The 15,225-nt window shown below is 71.5% G+C and carries 17 protein-coding genes; 10 read left to right on the plus strand and 7 right to left on the minus strand.

Annotated features, from left to right (window positions below; translation table 11 throughout):
- Positions 1-54 precede the first annotated feature (54 nt).
- The gene (locus ACFW3L_RS14275; RefSeq protein WP_378740229.1) at positions 55-1,020 is read left to right on the plus strand and encodes a phosphotransferase family protein; all 966 of its coding nucleotides are present in this window, start codon (positions 55-57) and stop codon (positions 1,018-1,020) included.
- On the opposite strand, the gene ACFW3L_RS14280 is transcribed toward ACFW3L_RS14275, so the two are convergent.
- Positions 1,007-1,357 carry a hypothetical protein gene (locus tag ACFW3L_RS14280; RefSeq protein ID WP_378740231.1) on the minus strand — a complete coding sequence of 117 codons (351 nt, stop codon included), beginning with the start codon at positions 1,355-1,357 and terminating at the stop codon, positions 1,007-1,009. The two genes, ACFW3L_RS14275 and ACFW3L_RS14280, sit on opposite strands and share 14 nt — an antisense overlap.
- Positions 1,358-1,645: 288 nt before the next feature.
- On the opposite strand from ACFW3L_RS14280, the gene ACFW3L_RS14285 reads away from it, so the two are divergent.
- From ACFW3L_RS14285 to ACFW3L_RS14295, 3 genes are all read left to right on the plus strand, one after another.
- Complete coding sequence (locus ACFW3L_RS14285; RefSeq protein ID WP_378740234.1) at positions 1,646-2,428, plus strand: SDR family NAD(P)-dependent oxidoreductase; 783 nt, start codon at positions 1,646-1,648, stop codon at positions 2,426-2,428.
- Between the two features lie 326 nt (positions 2,429-2,754).
- Positions 2,755-3,246 carry a hypothetical protein gene (locus tag ACFW3L_RS14290; RefSeq protein ID WP_378740237.1) on the plus strand — a complete coding sequence of 164 codons (492 nt, stop codon included), beginning with the start codon at positions 2,755-2,757 and terminating at the stop codon, positions 3,244-3,246.
- Positions 3,243-3,545, plus strand: coding sequence for a winged helix-turn-helix domain-containing protein (locus tag ACFW3L_RS14295; RefSeq protein ID WP_378740240.1), 303 nt, complete (start codon positions 3,243-3,245; stop codon positions 3,543-3,545). The genes ACFW3L_RS14290 and ACFW3L_RS14295 overlap by 4 nt, the downstream gene beginning before the upstream one ends.
- 138 nt (positions 3,546-3,683) lie before the next feature.
- On the opposite strand, the gene ACFW3L_RS14300 is transcribed toward ACFW3L_RS14295, so the two are convergent.
- Positions 3,684-4,280: a TetR/AcrR family transcriptional regulator gene (locus tag ACFW3L_RS14300; protein WP_378740243.1), complete on the minus strand. Its 597-nt coding sequence runs from the start codon at positions 4,278-4,280 to the stop codon at positions 3,684-3,686.
- Between the two features lie 125 nt (positions 4,281-4,405).
- Here ACFW3L_RS14300 and ACFW3L_RS14305 point away from each other — a divergent pair, with 125 nt between their 5' ends.
- Complete coding sequence (locus ACFW3L_RS14305) at positions 4,406-5,356, plus strand: NAD(P)-dependent alcohol dehydrogenase (RefSeq protein ID WP_378740245.1); 951 nt, start codon at positions 4,406-4,408, stop codon at positions 5,354-5,356.
- 409 nt (positions 5,357-5,765) lie between these two features.
- On the opposite strand, the gene ACFW3L_RS14310 is transcribed toward ACFW3L_RS14305, so the two are convergent.
- Positions 5,766-7,640, minus strand: coding sequence for a type II CAAX prenyl endopeptidase Rce1 family protein (locus tag ACFW3L_RS14310; RefSeq protein ID WP_378740247.1), 1,875 nt, complete (start codon positions 7,638-7,640; stop codon positions 5,766-5,768).
- 89 nt (positions 7,641-7,729) lie between these two features.
- Here ACFW3L_RS14310 and ACFW3L_RS14315 point away from each other — a divergent pair, with 89 nt between their 5' ends.
- The gene (locus tag ACFW3L_RS14315; RefSeq protein WP_378740249.1) at positions 7,730-8,464 is read left to right on the plus strand and encodes a TetR/AcrR family transcriptional regulator; all 735 of its coding nucleotides are present in this window, start codon (positions 7,730-7,732) and stop codon (positions 8,462-8,464) included.
- A gap of 823 nt (positions 8,465-9,287) precedes the next feature.
- Complete coding sequence (locus ACFW3L_RS14320; protein ID WP_378740251.1) at positions 9,288-9,482, plus strand: hypothetical protein; 195 nt, start codon at positions 9,288-9,290, stop codon at positions 9,480-9,482.
- A gap of 301 nt (positions 9,483-9,783) precedes the next feature.
- Here the strand turns inward: ACFW3L_RS14320 and ACFW3L_RS14325 are convergent, their stop codons facing one another.
- Genes ACFW3L_RS14325 through ACFW3L_RS14335 form a run of 3 tightly spaced genes read right to left on the minus strand, consistent with a single transcriptional unit; the run spans position 9,784 to position 12,079 of the window.
- Complete coding sequence (locus ACFW3L_RS14325) at positions 9,784-10,245, minus strand: nuclear transport factor 2 family protein (RefSeq protein WP_378740253.1); 462 nt, start codon at positions 10,243-10,245, stop codon at positions 9,784-9,786.
- Entirely contained in the window at positions 10,242-11,159 is a 918-nt protein-coding gene (locus ACFW3L_RS14330) for an SDR family NAD(P)-dependent oxidoreductase (RefSeq protein ID WP_378740255.1), read from the minus strand. Before ACFW3L_RS14330 ends, ACFW3L_RS14325 begins: the two co-directional genes overlap by 4 nt.
- Before the next feature lie 14 nt (positions 11,160-11,173).
- Positions 11,174-12,079, minus strand: a complete 906-nt coding sequence (locus tag ACFW3L_RS14335; protein WP_378740257.1) for an oxidoreductase — start codon at positions 12,077-12,079, stop codon at positions 11,174-11,176.
- Positions 12,080-12,162: 83 nt separating this feature from the next.
- On the opposite strand from ACFW3L_RS14335, the gene ACFW3L_RS14340 reads away from it, so the two are divergent.
- The gene (locus ACFW3L_RS14340) at positions 12,163-12,783 is read left to right on the plus strand and encodes a TetR/AcrR family transcriptional regulator (RefSeq protein WP_378740259.1); all 621 of its coding nucleotides are present in this window, start codon (positions 12,163-12,165) and stop codon (positions 12,781-12,783) included.
- Between the two features lie 105 nt (positions 12,784-12,888).
- Here the strand turns inward: ACFW3L_RS14340 and ACFW3L_RS14345 are convergent, their stop codons facing one another.
- The gene (locus ACFW3L_RS14345) at positions 12,889-13,323 is read right to left on the minus strand and encodes a hypothetical protein (RefSeq protein ID WP_378740261.1); all 435 of its coding nucleotides are present in this window, start codon (positions 13,321-13,323) and stop codon (positions 12,889-12,891) included.
- A gap of 227 nt (positions 13,324-13,550) precedes the next feature.
- On the opposite strand from ACFW3L_RS14345, the gene ACFW3L_RS14350 reads away from it, so the two are divergent.
- On the plus strand, positions 13,551-13,922 hold the full coding sequence (locus ACFW3L_RS14350; protein WP_378740263.1) for a YciI family protein: 372 nt from the start codon (positions 13,551-13,553) through the stop codon (positions 13,920-13,922).
- 25 nt (positions 13,923-13,947) lie between these two features.
- Positions 13,948-15,189 (plus strand): RNA polymerase sigma factor, encoded by a 1,242-nt coding sequence (locus ACFW3L_RS14355; protein ID WP_378740266.1) that lies wholly within the window; start codon positions 13,948-13,950, stop codon positions 15,187-15,189.
- Positions 15,190-15,225 lie beyond the last annotated feature (36 nt).

Raw genomic sequence — 15,225 nt, forward strand, 5'->3', positions numbered from 1 at the left:
GCACGGGCGGTCTAGGTTGGGGCGGTTCCGCCCCTCACCCCCTTGGAGTGTGCTGTGCGTGCCCTGCCCCCTGTTGGTCCGTTGCGGGAGCTGGCCCGTCGTGCCCTGGGTGTTCGGGTCGTGGGGGTGGAGCGGTTGCGCGGTGGTACGAAGAAGGGCGTGTACCGGCTGGTCACGGCGGACGAGTCCAGTGTGGTCGCCTACGTGTGGAGTGCGGCGGAGAACTACTGGCCCGCCTCCCCCGCCGTGGAGGGGCCCTTCTCCCACGCGGACGGTGTGGACCTGTTCGTGGGCGCGGTCGAGGCGCTGGAACCGTTGGGGGTGCGTACCCCGCGTGTGCTGTGGGTGGAGCGCGACCACCGGGGGCACGGCGGCGCGGACGTGGCCCTGGTGGAGGACGTGCGCGGTCCCACCTTGGAGGAGCACATCGCCCACGGTGATCCGGTGTTCGTGGAGGGTGTGCTGGGCCGGTTGGGTGAGGTGTTGGCCGCGATGGGCACCCGGTGGGAGTCGGGGGTGGGCAAGGTGTCGCGCCCGCTGGTGCGGGATCGTTCCGGCGCGGAGCTGGTGGTGGAGCGGGCGCTGGTGGATCTGGCCGAGGGGGCGCGGCGCAGGCCGGAGCTGGCGGAGGTCGCCTCCGCCGTGGAGGTGCGGTTGGGTGCGTTGTTCGAACGGGTGGGTCCCCGGTTCGAACACGGGTTGGTACACGGTGAGCTGGGGCCCGACCACGTGCTGGTGGATCCCTCGGAGGAGCCGGTGCTGATCGACGTGGAGGGGCTGATGTTCTTCGACGCCGAGTGGGAGCACGCGTTCCTGCGGGTGCGGTTCGGTGACCTGTACCGGTACCTGGAGCGTCCGGGGTTGGACCCGGCGCGAACGGAGTTGTACGCGTGGGCGGAGCACCTGTCGTTGGTGGCGGGGCCGTTGCGGTTGTTGGACGGGGACTTCCCCGACCGCGCGGTGCTGGTGGGGATCGCGGAGCACCACCTGGGCCGGGTGCTCGCCCTCACCCGGGAGTGAGGGCGGCCCTCACAGGCGGGGTGGTGCGAGGTCCGGCCAGGGCGCGGGCGGGTCGGTCGTGGGGACGCTGTGGATGAGGGGCCAGTTGGTGGCCGATCTGGGTGGTGGTGACCAGGTCGGGGGTGCGTACGCCGGCGCGGCGGGCCAGGGGGATGAGGGCGGCCTCCGTGTGTGGGCTGTCGGCGTCGTCGGGGGTGCGGGGCAGACGAAGGACCAGGTCGGGGCCGAGGGCGAGGACGTGGTGAGCGCCGCCCGGAGGTAGTGGGTGGACCTGCTCGGGTGGGACGTGGTGGCGTGCGGCGATCGTGTGCGCGGCGGCGGGGACGGTGGGTTCCATGGCCGAGGATTCTGACACCCCCTGTGGGATCGGGCCCCTGGTTTTCGGGGCGTGGGAAACGGGTCGTCGGGTCGGCCTGTGGTGGGTAGCATGCGGGCATGCGTTCCTGAGAGTCGTCGGTCCCCATGTGCGTGGCGCCCAGCCCCGTGGGGTGAACCCTGCTCCGTTTCGGGACGTCCGTGTTCGTCACCTCCTCTCCTCCAGTTCTCCGCCGTGGGCGGGCGTCGCCGCGTGGGCCTCCCCTGCGGGTCGAGTCCCCGTCGAACCGACACCCACGAAGGAGACCTGATGATCGACACTGGCCTGGCTGGACGCACCGTCCTGGTCACGGGCGGATCCGGCAACATCGGCGCGGCGGTCAGCCGCGCGTTCGCGGCGCAGGGGGCGCGAGTGGCCGTGCACTACCTGGCCCGGGACACCCCCGTTCCGGAGGGCGCCGTGTGGGGACACGTGACCCCCGCGGAGGAGGAGGCCCACCGGTTGGCGCGCGAGCTGGGGCACGGCTCCTTCGCGGTGAGCACCGACCTGTCCGACCCCGAGGGGCCGTCCCGGCTGGTGGGTGAGGTCGTGGAGCGGGCCGGGGCGGTCCACGTCCTGGTCAACAACGCCGCGCACTGTGAGAGCCCGGACACCGTGGACACGCTGACATACGGCTCGCTGGAGCGCCACTACCGGGTGAACGCGATCGCCCCGGCGCTCCTGACCTCCCAGGTGGTGGAGCGTCGTCGGGGTCGGGAGTCGCTGTGCGTCGTCAACGTCACGACCGACGCCGCGCGGGCCTTTTCCGGGCAGACCGGGTACGGGACGTCGAAGGCGGCGTTGGAGGCGTTGACCCGCTCGACCGCGTTGGACCTGGCCGGGCGGGGTGTGCGTGTGAACGCGGTCGCGCCGGGTCCGGTGCAGACGGGGTGGATGGACGAGGAGCTGGTGGCGCGGGTCGAGGGGATCGTGCCGATGGGTCGGGTGGGTGAGCCGGGGGACATCGCGGACGCGGTGGTGTTCCTGGCCTCGGACCAGGCTCGCTGGGTGACGGGGCAGGTGGTGCAGGTCGCGGGCGGCCACGCCCTGTGACCCGGGGTGGTGGGGGTCCGCTCGGTCTCGGACGGCGGACCCGTGTGCCGTGGTGGCGGCTCGCTGAGGCGGGGCCGGTCTCCTGATCGGTGCGGGTCCGTGTCCTCTTCCACGCGCGTGGCCGGAGGTGGCGGGACTCGTCGCCCTCGGGATCGCGTGGCTCGGTCGCTTCGGGGACCTCTGGTCGAATCTTTCCGTCGGCGACCCCACACACGGCGTGAGCTGGGGTTCCGTGGCCCCGGGGCCCCGGACGGTGCCGGGGCCACTGGGTGCCCGGGGTTGACAACCCCCGCCACGGAATCTACTTTCCTTTTAGAAAGTAATTGATGAACGGACAGGAGATGGCCATGGACGCCGACCCCACACCCCCGCTCGACCAGGCCGCCGAAGCCCGCCGCAGGCTCGCCGCCCACTCCGCACCGCCCGCCTCCTTCTGGGCCCTCCAAGCGGTCGGCTGCACGCTGGTCGCCGGCCTGCCGATCTGGATGTCCCTGCTCTCACTCGAGAGCCGCCACCTCCAGTGGATCCTGGTCGTGGTGGCCGTGGCGGCGGCCGGACTGAGCTGGGCGCGTCGTCGGCGCACCGGCGTCACCCTGCCGCGTTGGGCCAGCGCCTACCCCAGCGCCCGGCGCCCGCGCGTGGTCGTCCTGATCGTCACGGTCCTCGGCCTGATCGCCATCCACACCCTGGTCGGACGGGGGCAGGAGGGCCTGGCCCTGGCCGTGCTGGGGCCCGTGGCACTGACCTCGCTGTGCGGCTACCTGTGGGTGCAGACGGCCATGCGCCGTGACATCGAGGACGGCCGGGTACGGGCGTGAGCGCCCAACGCCACACGGAACTGGAGACCGGACCCCGCCTGGCGATGTGCGCGCTCCTCCAAGGCGCCCAGTGGATCGACTTCGCCACCGTGCGCGACCTGATCGGCATCAGCGACCCGATGGTCTCCAAACACAGCCGCACCCTGGAGGACGCCGGGTACCTGGAGGTCCGCAAGGGCGCCGTCGGGCGCCGCCCCAAGACCTGGTTCCGCCTGACCCCCGAGGGACGCATGGCCCTGGCGAGCCACCTGGCCTGGCTGAACGAACTGGGGTCGACCTCCACCGACGAGGGCCCCTGAACCCGAGCACGGATCCCCGCCCGCCCCGATCCGGGGCGGGCGGGGATCCGTCGTTGACACCGCTCCTCGCCACCGATGGCCGCGGGTCGCACCACCCTTCTCCGCGCCGCCGCGAAGGAAGCCCGTGCTCGGGACGTCTCAGTCCGTGCCGCGGAAGGACCGGACGAAGTGGGTCACCATGCGCTGGGCCGCCCGCCCCGCTCGTTCGGTGTCCGGTTCGGCGGCCACGGCGGCCGTGACGGCGGTCCTGACCAACCACAGGTCCTGGGCGGTGACCGTCGCCGCGATCCGACCGCCCTCCTGGGCGCTCACCAGCAGCCGGTGCAGTGCCAGGTGGACGCGTTCGTCGAGCTCGCGCGCCCGGTCCGCGAAGCGCTCACGGTGCTCCGGTGCGCACGCGCGCGTGGCCACCGTCTCGGCGGCGACGACGCGCAGGGCCCGCTCCAACGCCAGATCCGCCGGGACCGTGCGGGCCAGGTCGCGGAAGCACGCCACCAGTTCCCGTGCCGCGTGCTCGGCTAGGTCGGCCACGAGCGCGTCCCGGCCGGGGAAGCGCCGGTGGACGGTGGCGGCCGAGACCCCCGCGTGGTGGGCCACGCTCCGCGTCGTCGCTTCCAGACCGCGCTCCCGGAAGACCGTCCGGGCGGCCCGCAACACGCTGAGTCGGTTGCGCTGGGCGTCCTGCCGCAGCTCCCGGGGCTCCGGTCCCGGGTGGATCTGCGCGTCCTGGGCCATGGGTCGTCTCACTTCGTCGTCGTCGGGATGGGTGACCGGCGGGGTCCGGTTGCCCACAGTGGCACCGGGCCATCACCGGTGAGAACCCACGAACACGGCGGGGGCTTCCCGCCCGAGGAGGAACCATGCGCGCAGTCCGATACGACCGCTACGGAGGGCCCGAGGTCCTGGCCGTCGTCGACGGGCTCACCCCACCCCCGGTGGGCGCGACCGACGTGCGGGTCGAGGTGGCGGCGGCCGCCGTCGGTGGCGGTGAGATCCCCATCCGGGCGGGGCGGCTGCGCCGCGTGCTGCGCCAGCGCCTGCCCGCCGGAACGGGAGTCGACTTCGTGGGGACCGTCGCCCAGACGGGTACGGCCGTCACCCGGGCCAGCGCCGGTGACCTGGTGTGGGGTGTGATGCCGCACGGCACCTTCGGTTCGGCCGCCGAGTCCGTGGTCGTTCCCCAGGAGCGCGTCGCCATGGCTCCGCGTTCGGTCACGGCCACCGAGGCCGCCGCGTTGCCCGCCTCGGGGACGACGGCGCTGCACGCCCTGACCCGGCGGGTACGCCTGCGTCCGGGGCAACGGCTGTTGGTACGCGGGGCCGCCGGAGGTGTGGGGGTGGTCGCCGTGCAACTCGGAGCGGCGCTGGGCGCGCACGTGACCGCGCTGGCCGGAGCCGCCCATCTTCCCTGGTTGCGTGGGTCGGGTGCCGCCGAGGCCCTCGACCACCGGCAGACCCGGGTGGAGGATCTGGGGCGTTTCGACGTGATCGTCGACCTGGTCGGCACGCACCTGGCCCAGGTGCGGGGCAGGCTCGTCAGGGGAGGCACGCTCTTCCCGCTCGCCCTGGACCCGAGCCGTCCGATCCGGGCGGCGCTGTGGGTGGCGGCGGGCAGTCTGGACCGGCGCACGCGCCTGGGCGCGTTCAGCAACGACCCCTCCCCGGAGGAGCTGGAGGAGCTCGCCGCCCTGGTGGAGGAGGGCACGATCACGCCGGTGGTCAGTGCCGTGTTGGCGATGGAGGACATCGCGGAGGCGCACCGCAGGCTGGAGCGCGGCGGGGTGCGGGGCAAGATCGTCGTGACGCCCTGACCCGTGGGCGGGTGCGTGCTGTCGCGCGGTGAGCCTGGGCGGCTCTCTCCCTCCCGTGCCTCCCACAGGTCACGGAGAGGAAACGCGGGAGCGACCGAAGACAGCGGGTCGTGGGTTCCCGGGGGCGCCGACACCTCGCACACGGGGAACGCCCTCGACTGACCGGCTCTCCGCCGTGGTCCACGGGCAGCCCGCTCCGAGGGGACGGTGACGTCGCCCGCAGCGAGCACCAGCCCTCGGAAGGGGGGGCGAGCCTCGCCCCATGGTGGTCGCGGCCGGGCTCATGGGAGCGGCTGCCCCCGCGCCGTCGCGCGGGGGCAGCCGCTCCTTCGGTGAGGTCGCACGGCCCTTCCTCGCCCCCGAGCCCTGGGATCCCCGCCCTGTTCTCCGGAACCGGGGGTCCGTCTCGTCAGCGGGTTCCGGTGAGCGGGTCACCGCCCCGGTCGGGTGTCTGGGCGCCGTAGCGGCGGGCCAGGGTGTGGAAACCCTCCTTGGGCTCCCAGTGGCCGTCGTCGGGGGAGAGCCCCGACGCCCAGGTGGGCGGGCGCACGATCCCGAAGCTGGCCATGTCGCTGTCGCGGGTGGGGTCGGGGGAGTACCTGCAGTCGCCTTCGACGAACATGCACAGGAAGGCGCCGTGCACGTCCTCGGTCTCGTACACGTCGAGGAGGGTGTCGATCATGTCCGCCTGGACGCTCTCGTCGCGGACGAGGTTCCCCCGTATCTTGCGGTCGTTCAGGTCGCTCCAGTCCAGGGGGTCGGAGCCCGAGCCGCCCTTGGTTTCGGCGCCCTGGTAGGAGCAGCAGCCGAATTCGGTGACCACCACCGGTTTGCCCCATCGGCCCAGTGCGCGCAGCCCCTGGCGGTAGGTGCCCCGGGTGAGCTCGTCGAGGTAGTAGTCCACCCCGACGAGGTCGAAGGGGGACCAGTCCACGGTCTCCCAGGTGCCCGAACCGTAGGTGAGGGGACCGGGGAACCGCTCTCGGGCGGTGGCGGCCAGTCGGCGCAGCACCTCGTTCAGCCGACGGTTGTAGTAGGCGGGGATCATCCCGAGCACGGACAGGGCCCGTGTCCGGCGAGCGATGTCTCGGCCGGGGATCATGCCGCGGTTGAGGACGGTGAGCTCGCAGCCCACGTTGAGCACCAGCCGGTCGGGATACTCCTCGAGCAGACGCCCCGCACTCCGGGCGACGTACTCCATCTGTTCGACCAGCCCGTCGGGGTCGGCGTCCACCGAACGCGGTTGCAGCCACACGTCCAGTCCCTGTTCCAGGGCCGAGCGGGCGGCCCGTTCCAGCCGGTCGGGGTCGTGGCCGAACAGGGTCACGGCGGTGCAGTGCAGGTCCTCGTGGATGACGCGCATGTCCTCGCGCACGGCGTCGGGGTTCCAGCGTTCCCGTGAGTGCTGCCCCGGCACGTAACTGGAACCGACGTCGTACAGGATCCCGCGCACCGGGACGCGTCGGCGCGGCAGCGCGTCCTCTTCGGTCGGCCTCGGGGTGAGGTCGGGTCGGGCCGGGAAGAGGAACCGGACCACCAGGTAGGCGACCAGCGCGCCGACCACGCCCAGCGCCAGGTTCCAGGCCGGGGCGTTGGTCTCGAAGGCCAGCTCCGCCTCGTGCAGCACGACGACGGCCGCGGTGAGTCCCAGTCGCACTCCCACCCCGGCCCACAGCGAGCCGGTGGTGGTGCGCAACAGGCCGAGGAGGACTCCGAAGAGGGCGAGCTCGAACAGTTCGTCCGTGCTCCCCGTCATCAGGGACACCGACACGGCGAACAGCGCGGCCTGGACGAGGACCACGGTGAGCGGGGAGAGCCGGTACCCCAGCAGGTGCGGGACGTAGCCGCGAAAGACCAGTTCCTCAGGCAGGATCTGCGCGAACAGCATCAGCGCGGTCAGGAGCAGGGCGGAGACGACGGCGGAGACCAGGGCCGTGGTGTCGAGGTCGGCGTCGCCGTTGACCAGGGCGGCAGTCACGACCAGGGCGGTGCCGCACCAGGTGCTCAGGGCGGCGGTGGCCAACGGTGGCCAGGCCCGAGCGGGGGAGACCGGGCTGATCGAGGACAGGGTGCGCCCGGCGGAACGGCACAGCGCCCACACCAGCGGCAGGAGCACCAGGAGGAAGACGGCCGAACGCGCCACCAGTCCCGGGAGGCCGTCCGGCGCGGCGTCGAACCGGCCGAGGAGCGTGTGTGCGGCGGTGCCGACCAGGGTGAAGGCGACGACGAGCGACCCGACACGGATCAGGTCGCCGCGCGTGCCGGGGGGTTCGGATGGGGGCATGCGTGCTCCAAAGAAACTCCGTACACTGTTCGATTAATGTAGAACAGTGTACGGAGTTTTGGCGAGGGAGTCCGGCGAGGAGGACGTGAGTGGCGCCCACACGCAGGAGCATCGAGGCCACCCTGGACCTGCTGTGGACCGGCCTCGGCCGACCCAGACGCGGCCCCCGCCACCAGCTCACCGTGCGTCGCGTGATGGAGGCGGCCATGGCCGTCGCCGAGTCCGAGGGCGTCGATGCACTGTCCATGCGCAAGGTCGCCGCCCACCTGGGAGTCGGCGCCTCCACCCTGTACACCTACGTCCCCGACAAGGACGCCCTGCTGGCGCTCATGGTCGACGAGATGATCAGCCAGGCACCCCTCCCGCACACCCGCCCGGGCACCTGGCGTGAGAAGGTCGAGGCCTGGGCCCGCGAGGACATGGCGTCCCTGCGCGTACACCCCTGGCTGATCGAGGTCACCTCCGGCCCGTTCGTCGGCCCCCACGCCTTCGCCTGGACCGACTCGGCCATCCGCGTCTTCGACGACACGGGCCTGAGCGCCGAGGTGGCCCTCGCCGTCGTGGAGTCCGTCGACGCCCTGGTGCGAGGCCACGTCGCCCAGATCGTCGTCGCGGACCGGGCCGAGAGCTGGAGCGACCCGCAGGGACGCTCGTTCGTCTCAGTCCAGGAGAGCTACCTTGCCACCCGACGCGCCGAGGGGGCCCGTTCGGCCTCCATCGAGCGCCTCCAGGCACCCCTGGACGCCATGGCGGTCTTCGAGCGTGCCCTGGCCTGGCTGCTCGACGGCGTCGAGCGCGACATCGCCGGGCGCGACGTGCCCTGACGCACCCCCGGGGCCTGGCCACTGGAAGAGGAAGAACGCGCCTTCCGGGGTTCCGCCCAAGAGGGCCGCCACGAAGGCGCGGACGTCCTCACGTGACACGACGGGGCGCCGACCGGTGCCCCGAGAGAGCGTGTACGTCGACCCGCTGGCCCGGGTGCGGGGCCGTGCGCACGGGTGGGTGGATCCCAGATGTCAGTACAGCCATGGGTGTATCCATCGCGTTTTCGCGGGTCGCGGCGTGGGCGCAATAACGTTGGCGGCCCGGATCGGGGTACTGGCGGTGGTTGGGGTGCCCTCAGAGGGCTGACTTCCTAGAAGGTTTGGTTATCGGAAGTCAGGATTTCCCTGTTTCCGGGATCTGTTTCGTCACGAGAACTGTGTAACGTTTCATAAATAACGTTACCAACGAAACGATATGAAGAAGAGGTCCCCGGATCCCCCTCGCACACACGGGCACACGCTCCCGGCCTGCCCACCCGCACCCGCGCGTGACGGTCTTCGGAGCGAGGAGGACGGGGCGGTAGGGGCGCGACCTGGGCAGCGGTTCGGTGGCGCCACCCGATGCGCCCAGTCCGGCGCCCTCCTGCCTTCACGGCCATGCCGGAGGAGTCCGCGAATGCGGAAGCGGGCGAGGAGGACCCGTGGCCCTCCCTCGGGCCCGGGCGTGGGCCAGCGGGGAGACACCGGCGCCCCGTTCGACCAGGCCCTTCCCCGTCGGCCCGACCACCCGCTCCCGCTACCCGGTCTGAGCGCGCCTGGGGGGTGACCGGGTTGAGCAGCCACGCGCCCTGGCCGTACCGCCCACCTGGTCCTCGCGGACACCGTGGTCATCGTCCGCTCCCACCTGGGTGGCGGCGACGTGGGTGTGGCACTGGCGCTGGCCTGTTTCGGCGCCGGGTCGATGGTGGTGGCGCTGACCCTGGGGTGGTCGGTCGATCGGGTCGGCGTCCGGGCGTTGATGTTGTCGGGTCCGGTGGTGCTCACGGCGGGGGCGTCCGCCACGGTCACCGATCGCTGACCCGTGTTCGCCCCCCTTGAATGAGTGCCGTGGCTGGGCGGTTGGAGCAGAGCACCTCGGTGTGGCGCTCTCCCGCGTACGTTCCGGAGCGGGAGGCGTGACCGGAGGGCAGCACGGTGCGCGCGCTGCGGCTGCCTGCAACGGGGACGGCGCGGTCCGACAGTGGGGAGGACCGGTCATGGCGGTCATCGACCCCCATGACCGGTCCGGGGGCGCCAGCGCGTCGGCAGTGGCGAACGATTCCGATCCGCAGTGGCCCAGCTACCCGACAGCCTGGCCTCGCGCCTATCCGGCGGGGTGCTCACATGGCAGGGGGAGGACCCGCAAGGTGGGTGTTCTCCTGGTGCGTGGCGGTCAGCTTGACGCCGCTGAGGCGCCAGCCGTGCGGTGTGCGGACGGCCTCGTTGTCGTAGAAGCCGACGACCAGCCACCGGTCCGGACCGCCACCCGCCCGTTCCTTGGGCACCCAGTGTTCGGCGCGTACGTGCGCGTGGAGGGTCGCGCGGTCGCCGTCGATGTCGAGGACGTGGCCGGTGATGGTGTGGTGGGTGGCGGTGAAGGGCGCGAAGGCTTGGCCCAGTACGTGGACGTACTCGTCGAGGGCGACGGTCATGGGTGGCAGGCCGATGACTGAGGAGAAGTCGAGGGTCACCGATTCCGCGTAGACGAGGGAGGGGAGGCGGCTGAGGTCCCCGCGGTCGGCGATGTCGGCGTAGCGGCCCATGAGTTCGATAAGTGCGGCGCGGTCGGCGAGCGTGGTCATGAAGGGCTCCGGACGGACTCGGGTACGGGTATGGGGGTGCGGGAGCGGTGAGTTACCGCGAGGATGCCGTCCATCAGACGAGCTGGGAGGAAGCGGGCGAGCGGGATGATGAGAGCGGCGTCCGTGCCGAGGGTGTACCGGGTGCGCGGGCGGCGAGTGGTCGCCACCCTGGCGATCTTCTCCCCTGCCCTGGCCGCCGACATCGCGCGTTCCAGGAAGGCCGTGTTGGACGAGACCGTGGCGTTGACGAGGCCGCCGTAGAGACGCCGGTGTTCGGTGTTCATCCCGGCGGCGATGTCGAGCGAGGTCTCACCGCTGCGGAGGGCCATCTCGGTCCGGACACCGCCGGGCTGGACGACGACCACCTGCACGCCGTGTGCGGAGACTTCGCGGCGCAGGGAGTCGCTGGCCGCTTCGAGCGCGAACTTGGTTGCCGCGTACGCCCCGAAGACGGGGAGCGCGGCCACTCCGCCCACGGAACTGATGTTGACGATCCTGCCGCGGCCGCGCCGCAGGAAGGGCAGGAGTCCTTGGATGACGGCGATGTGCCCGAAGAGGTTCACCTCGAACTGCTCGCGCCACAGGGAAAGGGGCAGTACCTCGACGGGGGCGTTGATCTCGATCCCCGCGTTGTTGACCAGGACGCGCAGAACGCGCCGTCCGGGGTCGTCGCCGATCCGCCGGGCCAGGGCCTCGATGTGTTCGGGGACGGTGATGTCCAGGGTCACCGGTTCGATGCCCTCGGCCCGGACGGCGTCGGCCTCACCTTCGGTCCGTACCCCGGCGAGGACGTGGTAGCCCCTGGCAGCGAGGGCCTGCGCCGTTGCGGCTCCGATGCCCGACGAAGCGCCGGAGACGACGGCGAGTTCGTTCTTCTGAGGCTTCTCGCTCGGGTTTTTCCGTGGACGGGTCACAGCGACGGTTCCCTTCATCGGACAGGAGGTGCGGTCGTGTCGAGGGGGAAGTGCGTGCCGGTCAGTTCCTCCGAGACCTCCCACAGCCGTCGAGCCGCGGATGCGTCGCGTGCCCGGGCGGACCGGCCGACCAGCGTGGGCGCACCGCGCATGCCCCACAGTCGGTCGGGACCGACGTAGCTGTCGCCGGGAAGGTCGGCGGTGGCGGCGTGGAGCGTGGGCCGGGCACCGTCCTCGGCGCTGTGGGCGACGAGCCCGACGAGGAACCTCTCGACGCGGAATCCGAGGGAGGGCTTCTCCTGCGCTCTCATCAGATTCGTCGAGGAGATGCCGGGGTGAGCGGCTGTCGAGATGACACGTGACCCCGCGTGGGCGAGTCTGCGCTGGAGCTCGGAGGCGAACAGGAGATTGGCCAGTTTGGACTGCGTGTAGGCGGCGTTGGGCCGGTAGGGCCTGCTCTCCCATTGGAGGTCGGAGAAGTCCAGGGACCCGATGCGGTGTCCGAGCGAGGCCACCGTCACGACCCGGTCCCTGATGCGTGGGAGGAGCAGGTTCGTCAGGGCGAAGTGGCCCAGATGGTTGGTTCCGAACTGCAGCTCGAACCCGTCGGTGGTGCGGGAGAGCGGCCCCAGGGAGAGGCCGGCGTTGTTGATGAGCAGGTCGACGGGGCCTGGGAGGGTGCGGGCGAACTCGCGGACGGAGGAGAGGTCGGCGAGATCGAGGGCCCGGACCTGGGGTCGGCCCGCGATGGTGGCCGCTGCCGCCTCTCCCTTGTCCGGATTGCGTACGGCGAGGACCACCTGTGCACCGCGCTCGGAGAGAACGCGTGCGGTGACGAGTCCGATGCCGCTGTTGGCTCCGGTGACGACGGCGGTGCGGCCGGTGAGGTCGGGAAGCTCGGAGGGGGAGGATCTGAACATACCGCGAGAGTAGGCAGTGGAAACATTGTTGTCAACAGAAACATTGTTTGCAGGGGAAACATGCTCTTGAGTACGCTGCTCTCATGCCTGAAACCAGCGAGCATCGGCCCTACCACCACGGCAATCTCCGCACGGAACTCCTCGACGCGGCGGAACGCAGCCTGAGGGAGCACGGAGTCGATCAGCTCTCCCTACGAGACCTCGCACGAGAGATCGGTGTGAGTCACACGGCGCCCCGCCGACACTTCGCGGATCGCCGCGCGCTGCTGGACTCCCTCGCCGAGTCGGGTTTCGTCCGCCTGGGCGCGAGGCTGCGAGCCGCGGTGGACGAGATCGGGGACGAGGGCTGCCTGCACGACCGTCTGCACGCGTTCGCGTCGGCTTATGCGCGGTTCGCCACCGAGAACGCCGCGCTGACCAGGCTGATGAACTCCAGCAAGCACCGTCCCGGGGCGAGGACCGTCGCCGTGGCCGCAGCGGCCGCGTTCGGGCAGATCCGAGAACTGATCGAGGAGGGCCAGGAGCGCGGCGAGCTGAAGGAGGGCGACCCCGAGGACATCGGCCTCGTCATTTACGCCGCCGTCCAGGGGATCACCGGCATGGTCAACGACGGCATCATCGAGTCCGAAAGGCTCGAGGCGCTCGTGGACACGGCGGTGACACAGTTCCTGCAAGGCGCCAGCTCAAGGGTTGAGGAACGCTAGTCACCATTCGCGCCTACGGTCCTGAGAGCACCCGCCTCGGTCTCCAGCCACCGCCCTGGTGGGTGACGGGGTGGCGTCGGGTCGGTCCCGGCGCCACCCCGGTGCTCAGGCGCGGGTCATGGTGGAGGTGTAGCCGCCGCCTCCGGGGTAGGTCCAGGCGCCGGTGACGGTGGTGTCGTCGGCGCTGAACGCGCCCCGGTAGTAGGCGGGGCCGTCCTTGGCTCCGGCCCAGATGGTCAGCTGGTCGCCGGTGAGTTCGTAGACGTAGTCGAAGGTGTTGCCGAGGGAGTCGTAGAAGCGGGAGACCACGTCAGCGCCGGTGGGTTCGCCGAAGGGGCGCGGGTTGCCGATGACCTCCATTCCGGTGACCTCGTGTCCGTCCTGGGTGAGTGCGACGTGTTGGAGCAGGAAGAACCCGCCCGGCATCCACTCGTAGCGCACGGTGCCCCGGGCCTGTCCGCTGACGGTCCAGGTGCCGGTCAGTCGGTCCAGGGCGCGGAGTTCGTCGGTGGGCGGGGTGGGGTCGTCGTAGGCGGTCACGGTGTTCTCCTTTGTGAGTGGGTGTTCGGTGGTACCTCGTGGCCGGGTCGGGTGCCTCGACACCATCGGGGTGTGGTCTGGATCACTTGCCTGGGGTGTCGGGGTGGCGGCGGTGGCTTCGAGGTAGCCGGTGGACACCCGCGACCACGGAGCAGGAGATGCTCACCACCGACGCCACTCCGTGCGAACCCGTCCGGGATCTGTCGCACCGATCGAGAGGAACCCCTGTGAAGTACCTGCTGTTGGGCTACACCCCCGCTGCCTCCTGGGACGCCGAGAGCGCCCGCACCCCCACCGCCGAGGCGTTGGCGGCCTTCGCCGCCTACCAGGAGATCGAACGTGAACTCGTGGGCAACGGTGAGCTGGTCTCCAGTGAGGGGCTGGGGCATCCGGCCGTGAGCACCACGGTCAGTCAGGGTGCGGCGGGGGTGATGGCCACCGACGGGCCCTTCACCGAACTCAAGGAGGTGTTGGCGAGCTTCGCCGTGATCGACGTGAGCGGTCACGAACGCGCGGTGGAGATCGCCTCCCGCATCGTGCGGGTGCTGGGGGAACCGGTCGAGGTCCGCCCGATCATGGGCGCGGACTTCACGGCGTGAGCTGGCGCGGGAGGGGGACCCCACGATGAACCTTGACGTGGAGCGGGTGCTGCGTGAGGAGGCCCCGCAGGTGCTCGGCGCCCTGGTGCGGAGGTTCGGCCGTTTCGACCTGGCCGAGGACGCCGTGCAGGAGGCCCTGCTGGCCGCCGCTCAGCGGTGGGCCGACCAGGGGCTGCCCCGGGATCCGCGCTCCTGGCTGATCCGGGTCGGCTATCGCAGGATGGTGGACCTGCTGAGGTCGGAGCGGGCGCGGGCGCGACGGGAGGAACGGTCCGCGGCGGCCGACGCGGACCTGCTCGATCCGGGGCGTCGGGCGACGGTCCCGGACAGCGACGACGGCCTGGCCCTGCTGTTGCTGTGCGCCCACCCCGCGTTGAACACCGCCTCCCAGGTGGCGTTGACGCTCCGTGCGGTGGGTGGTCTGACGACGGCGGAGATCGCGCACGCCCACGGGGTGGGTGAGGCGACCATGGGGACGCGGATCAGCCGGGCCAAGCAGCGGTTGGTGCGGGCGGGGGCGCGGTTCACGCCGCCCGTGGACGCCGAGGACCGGGCGGCGCGCACGGCCGTGGTCATGCGTGTGCTGTACCTGGTCTTCAACGAGGGGCACACGGCGTCGGCGGGTGAGGAGCTCTCGCGGGTGGACCTGACCTCGGAGGCGGTGCGGCTGGCGCGGATGCTGCACGCGTCGTTGCCCGGTGACGCCGAGGTGACGGGGCTGTTGGCGTTGTTGCTGTTGACGGGGGCGCGTGGTGCGTCGCGTGTGGGGGTCGACGGTGCTCTGGTGCCGTGGGAGGAACAGGACCGGTCCTCGTGGGACGCGGAGGCGATCGTGGAGGGCACCGCGTTGATCGACGGGGTGTGGAACCAGAGGGAGGCGGGGCCGTACCAGGTGCAGGCGGCGATCGCGGCCGTGCACGCGGCGGCCGGATCGGACGGGGAGACGGACTGGGTGCAGATCGCCGTGTTGTACCTGTGGTTGGAGCGGTTGGTGCCGACGGCGCCGGTGCGGTTGAGCCGGGTGGTGGCGGTCTCCCGCGCCTATGGGCCGGAGCGGGGGTTGGCGCTGTTGGACGACCTGGAGGGTCGCCACGGGTTGCGGGCGGATCCGTTGGTCGCCAGACGTGAGCGGATCGTGCGCGCCCACCTGTGGGAGCGGACCGGTCGGGTGCGGGCGGCCGCGGAGCTGTTCCGTGAGGCCGCGGACCTGGGTGCCAACCGGGTGGAGGAACGTTACCTCCGGGGGCGCGCCGATCTCCTGGGGTGAGGGGCCGGGCGCCGTCGTCGTGGTGTCCGGCCCCGG

The organism is Nocardiopsis sp. NPDC058789 (genome assembly GCF_042745575.1).
Taxonomy (GTDB): Bacteria; Actinomycetota; Actinomycetes; order Streptosporangiales; family Streptosporangiaceae; genus Nocardiopsis; species Nocardiopsis eucommiae.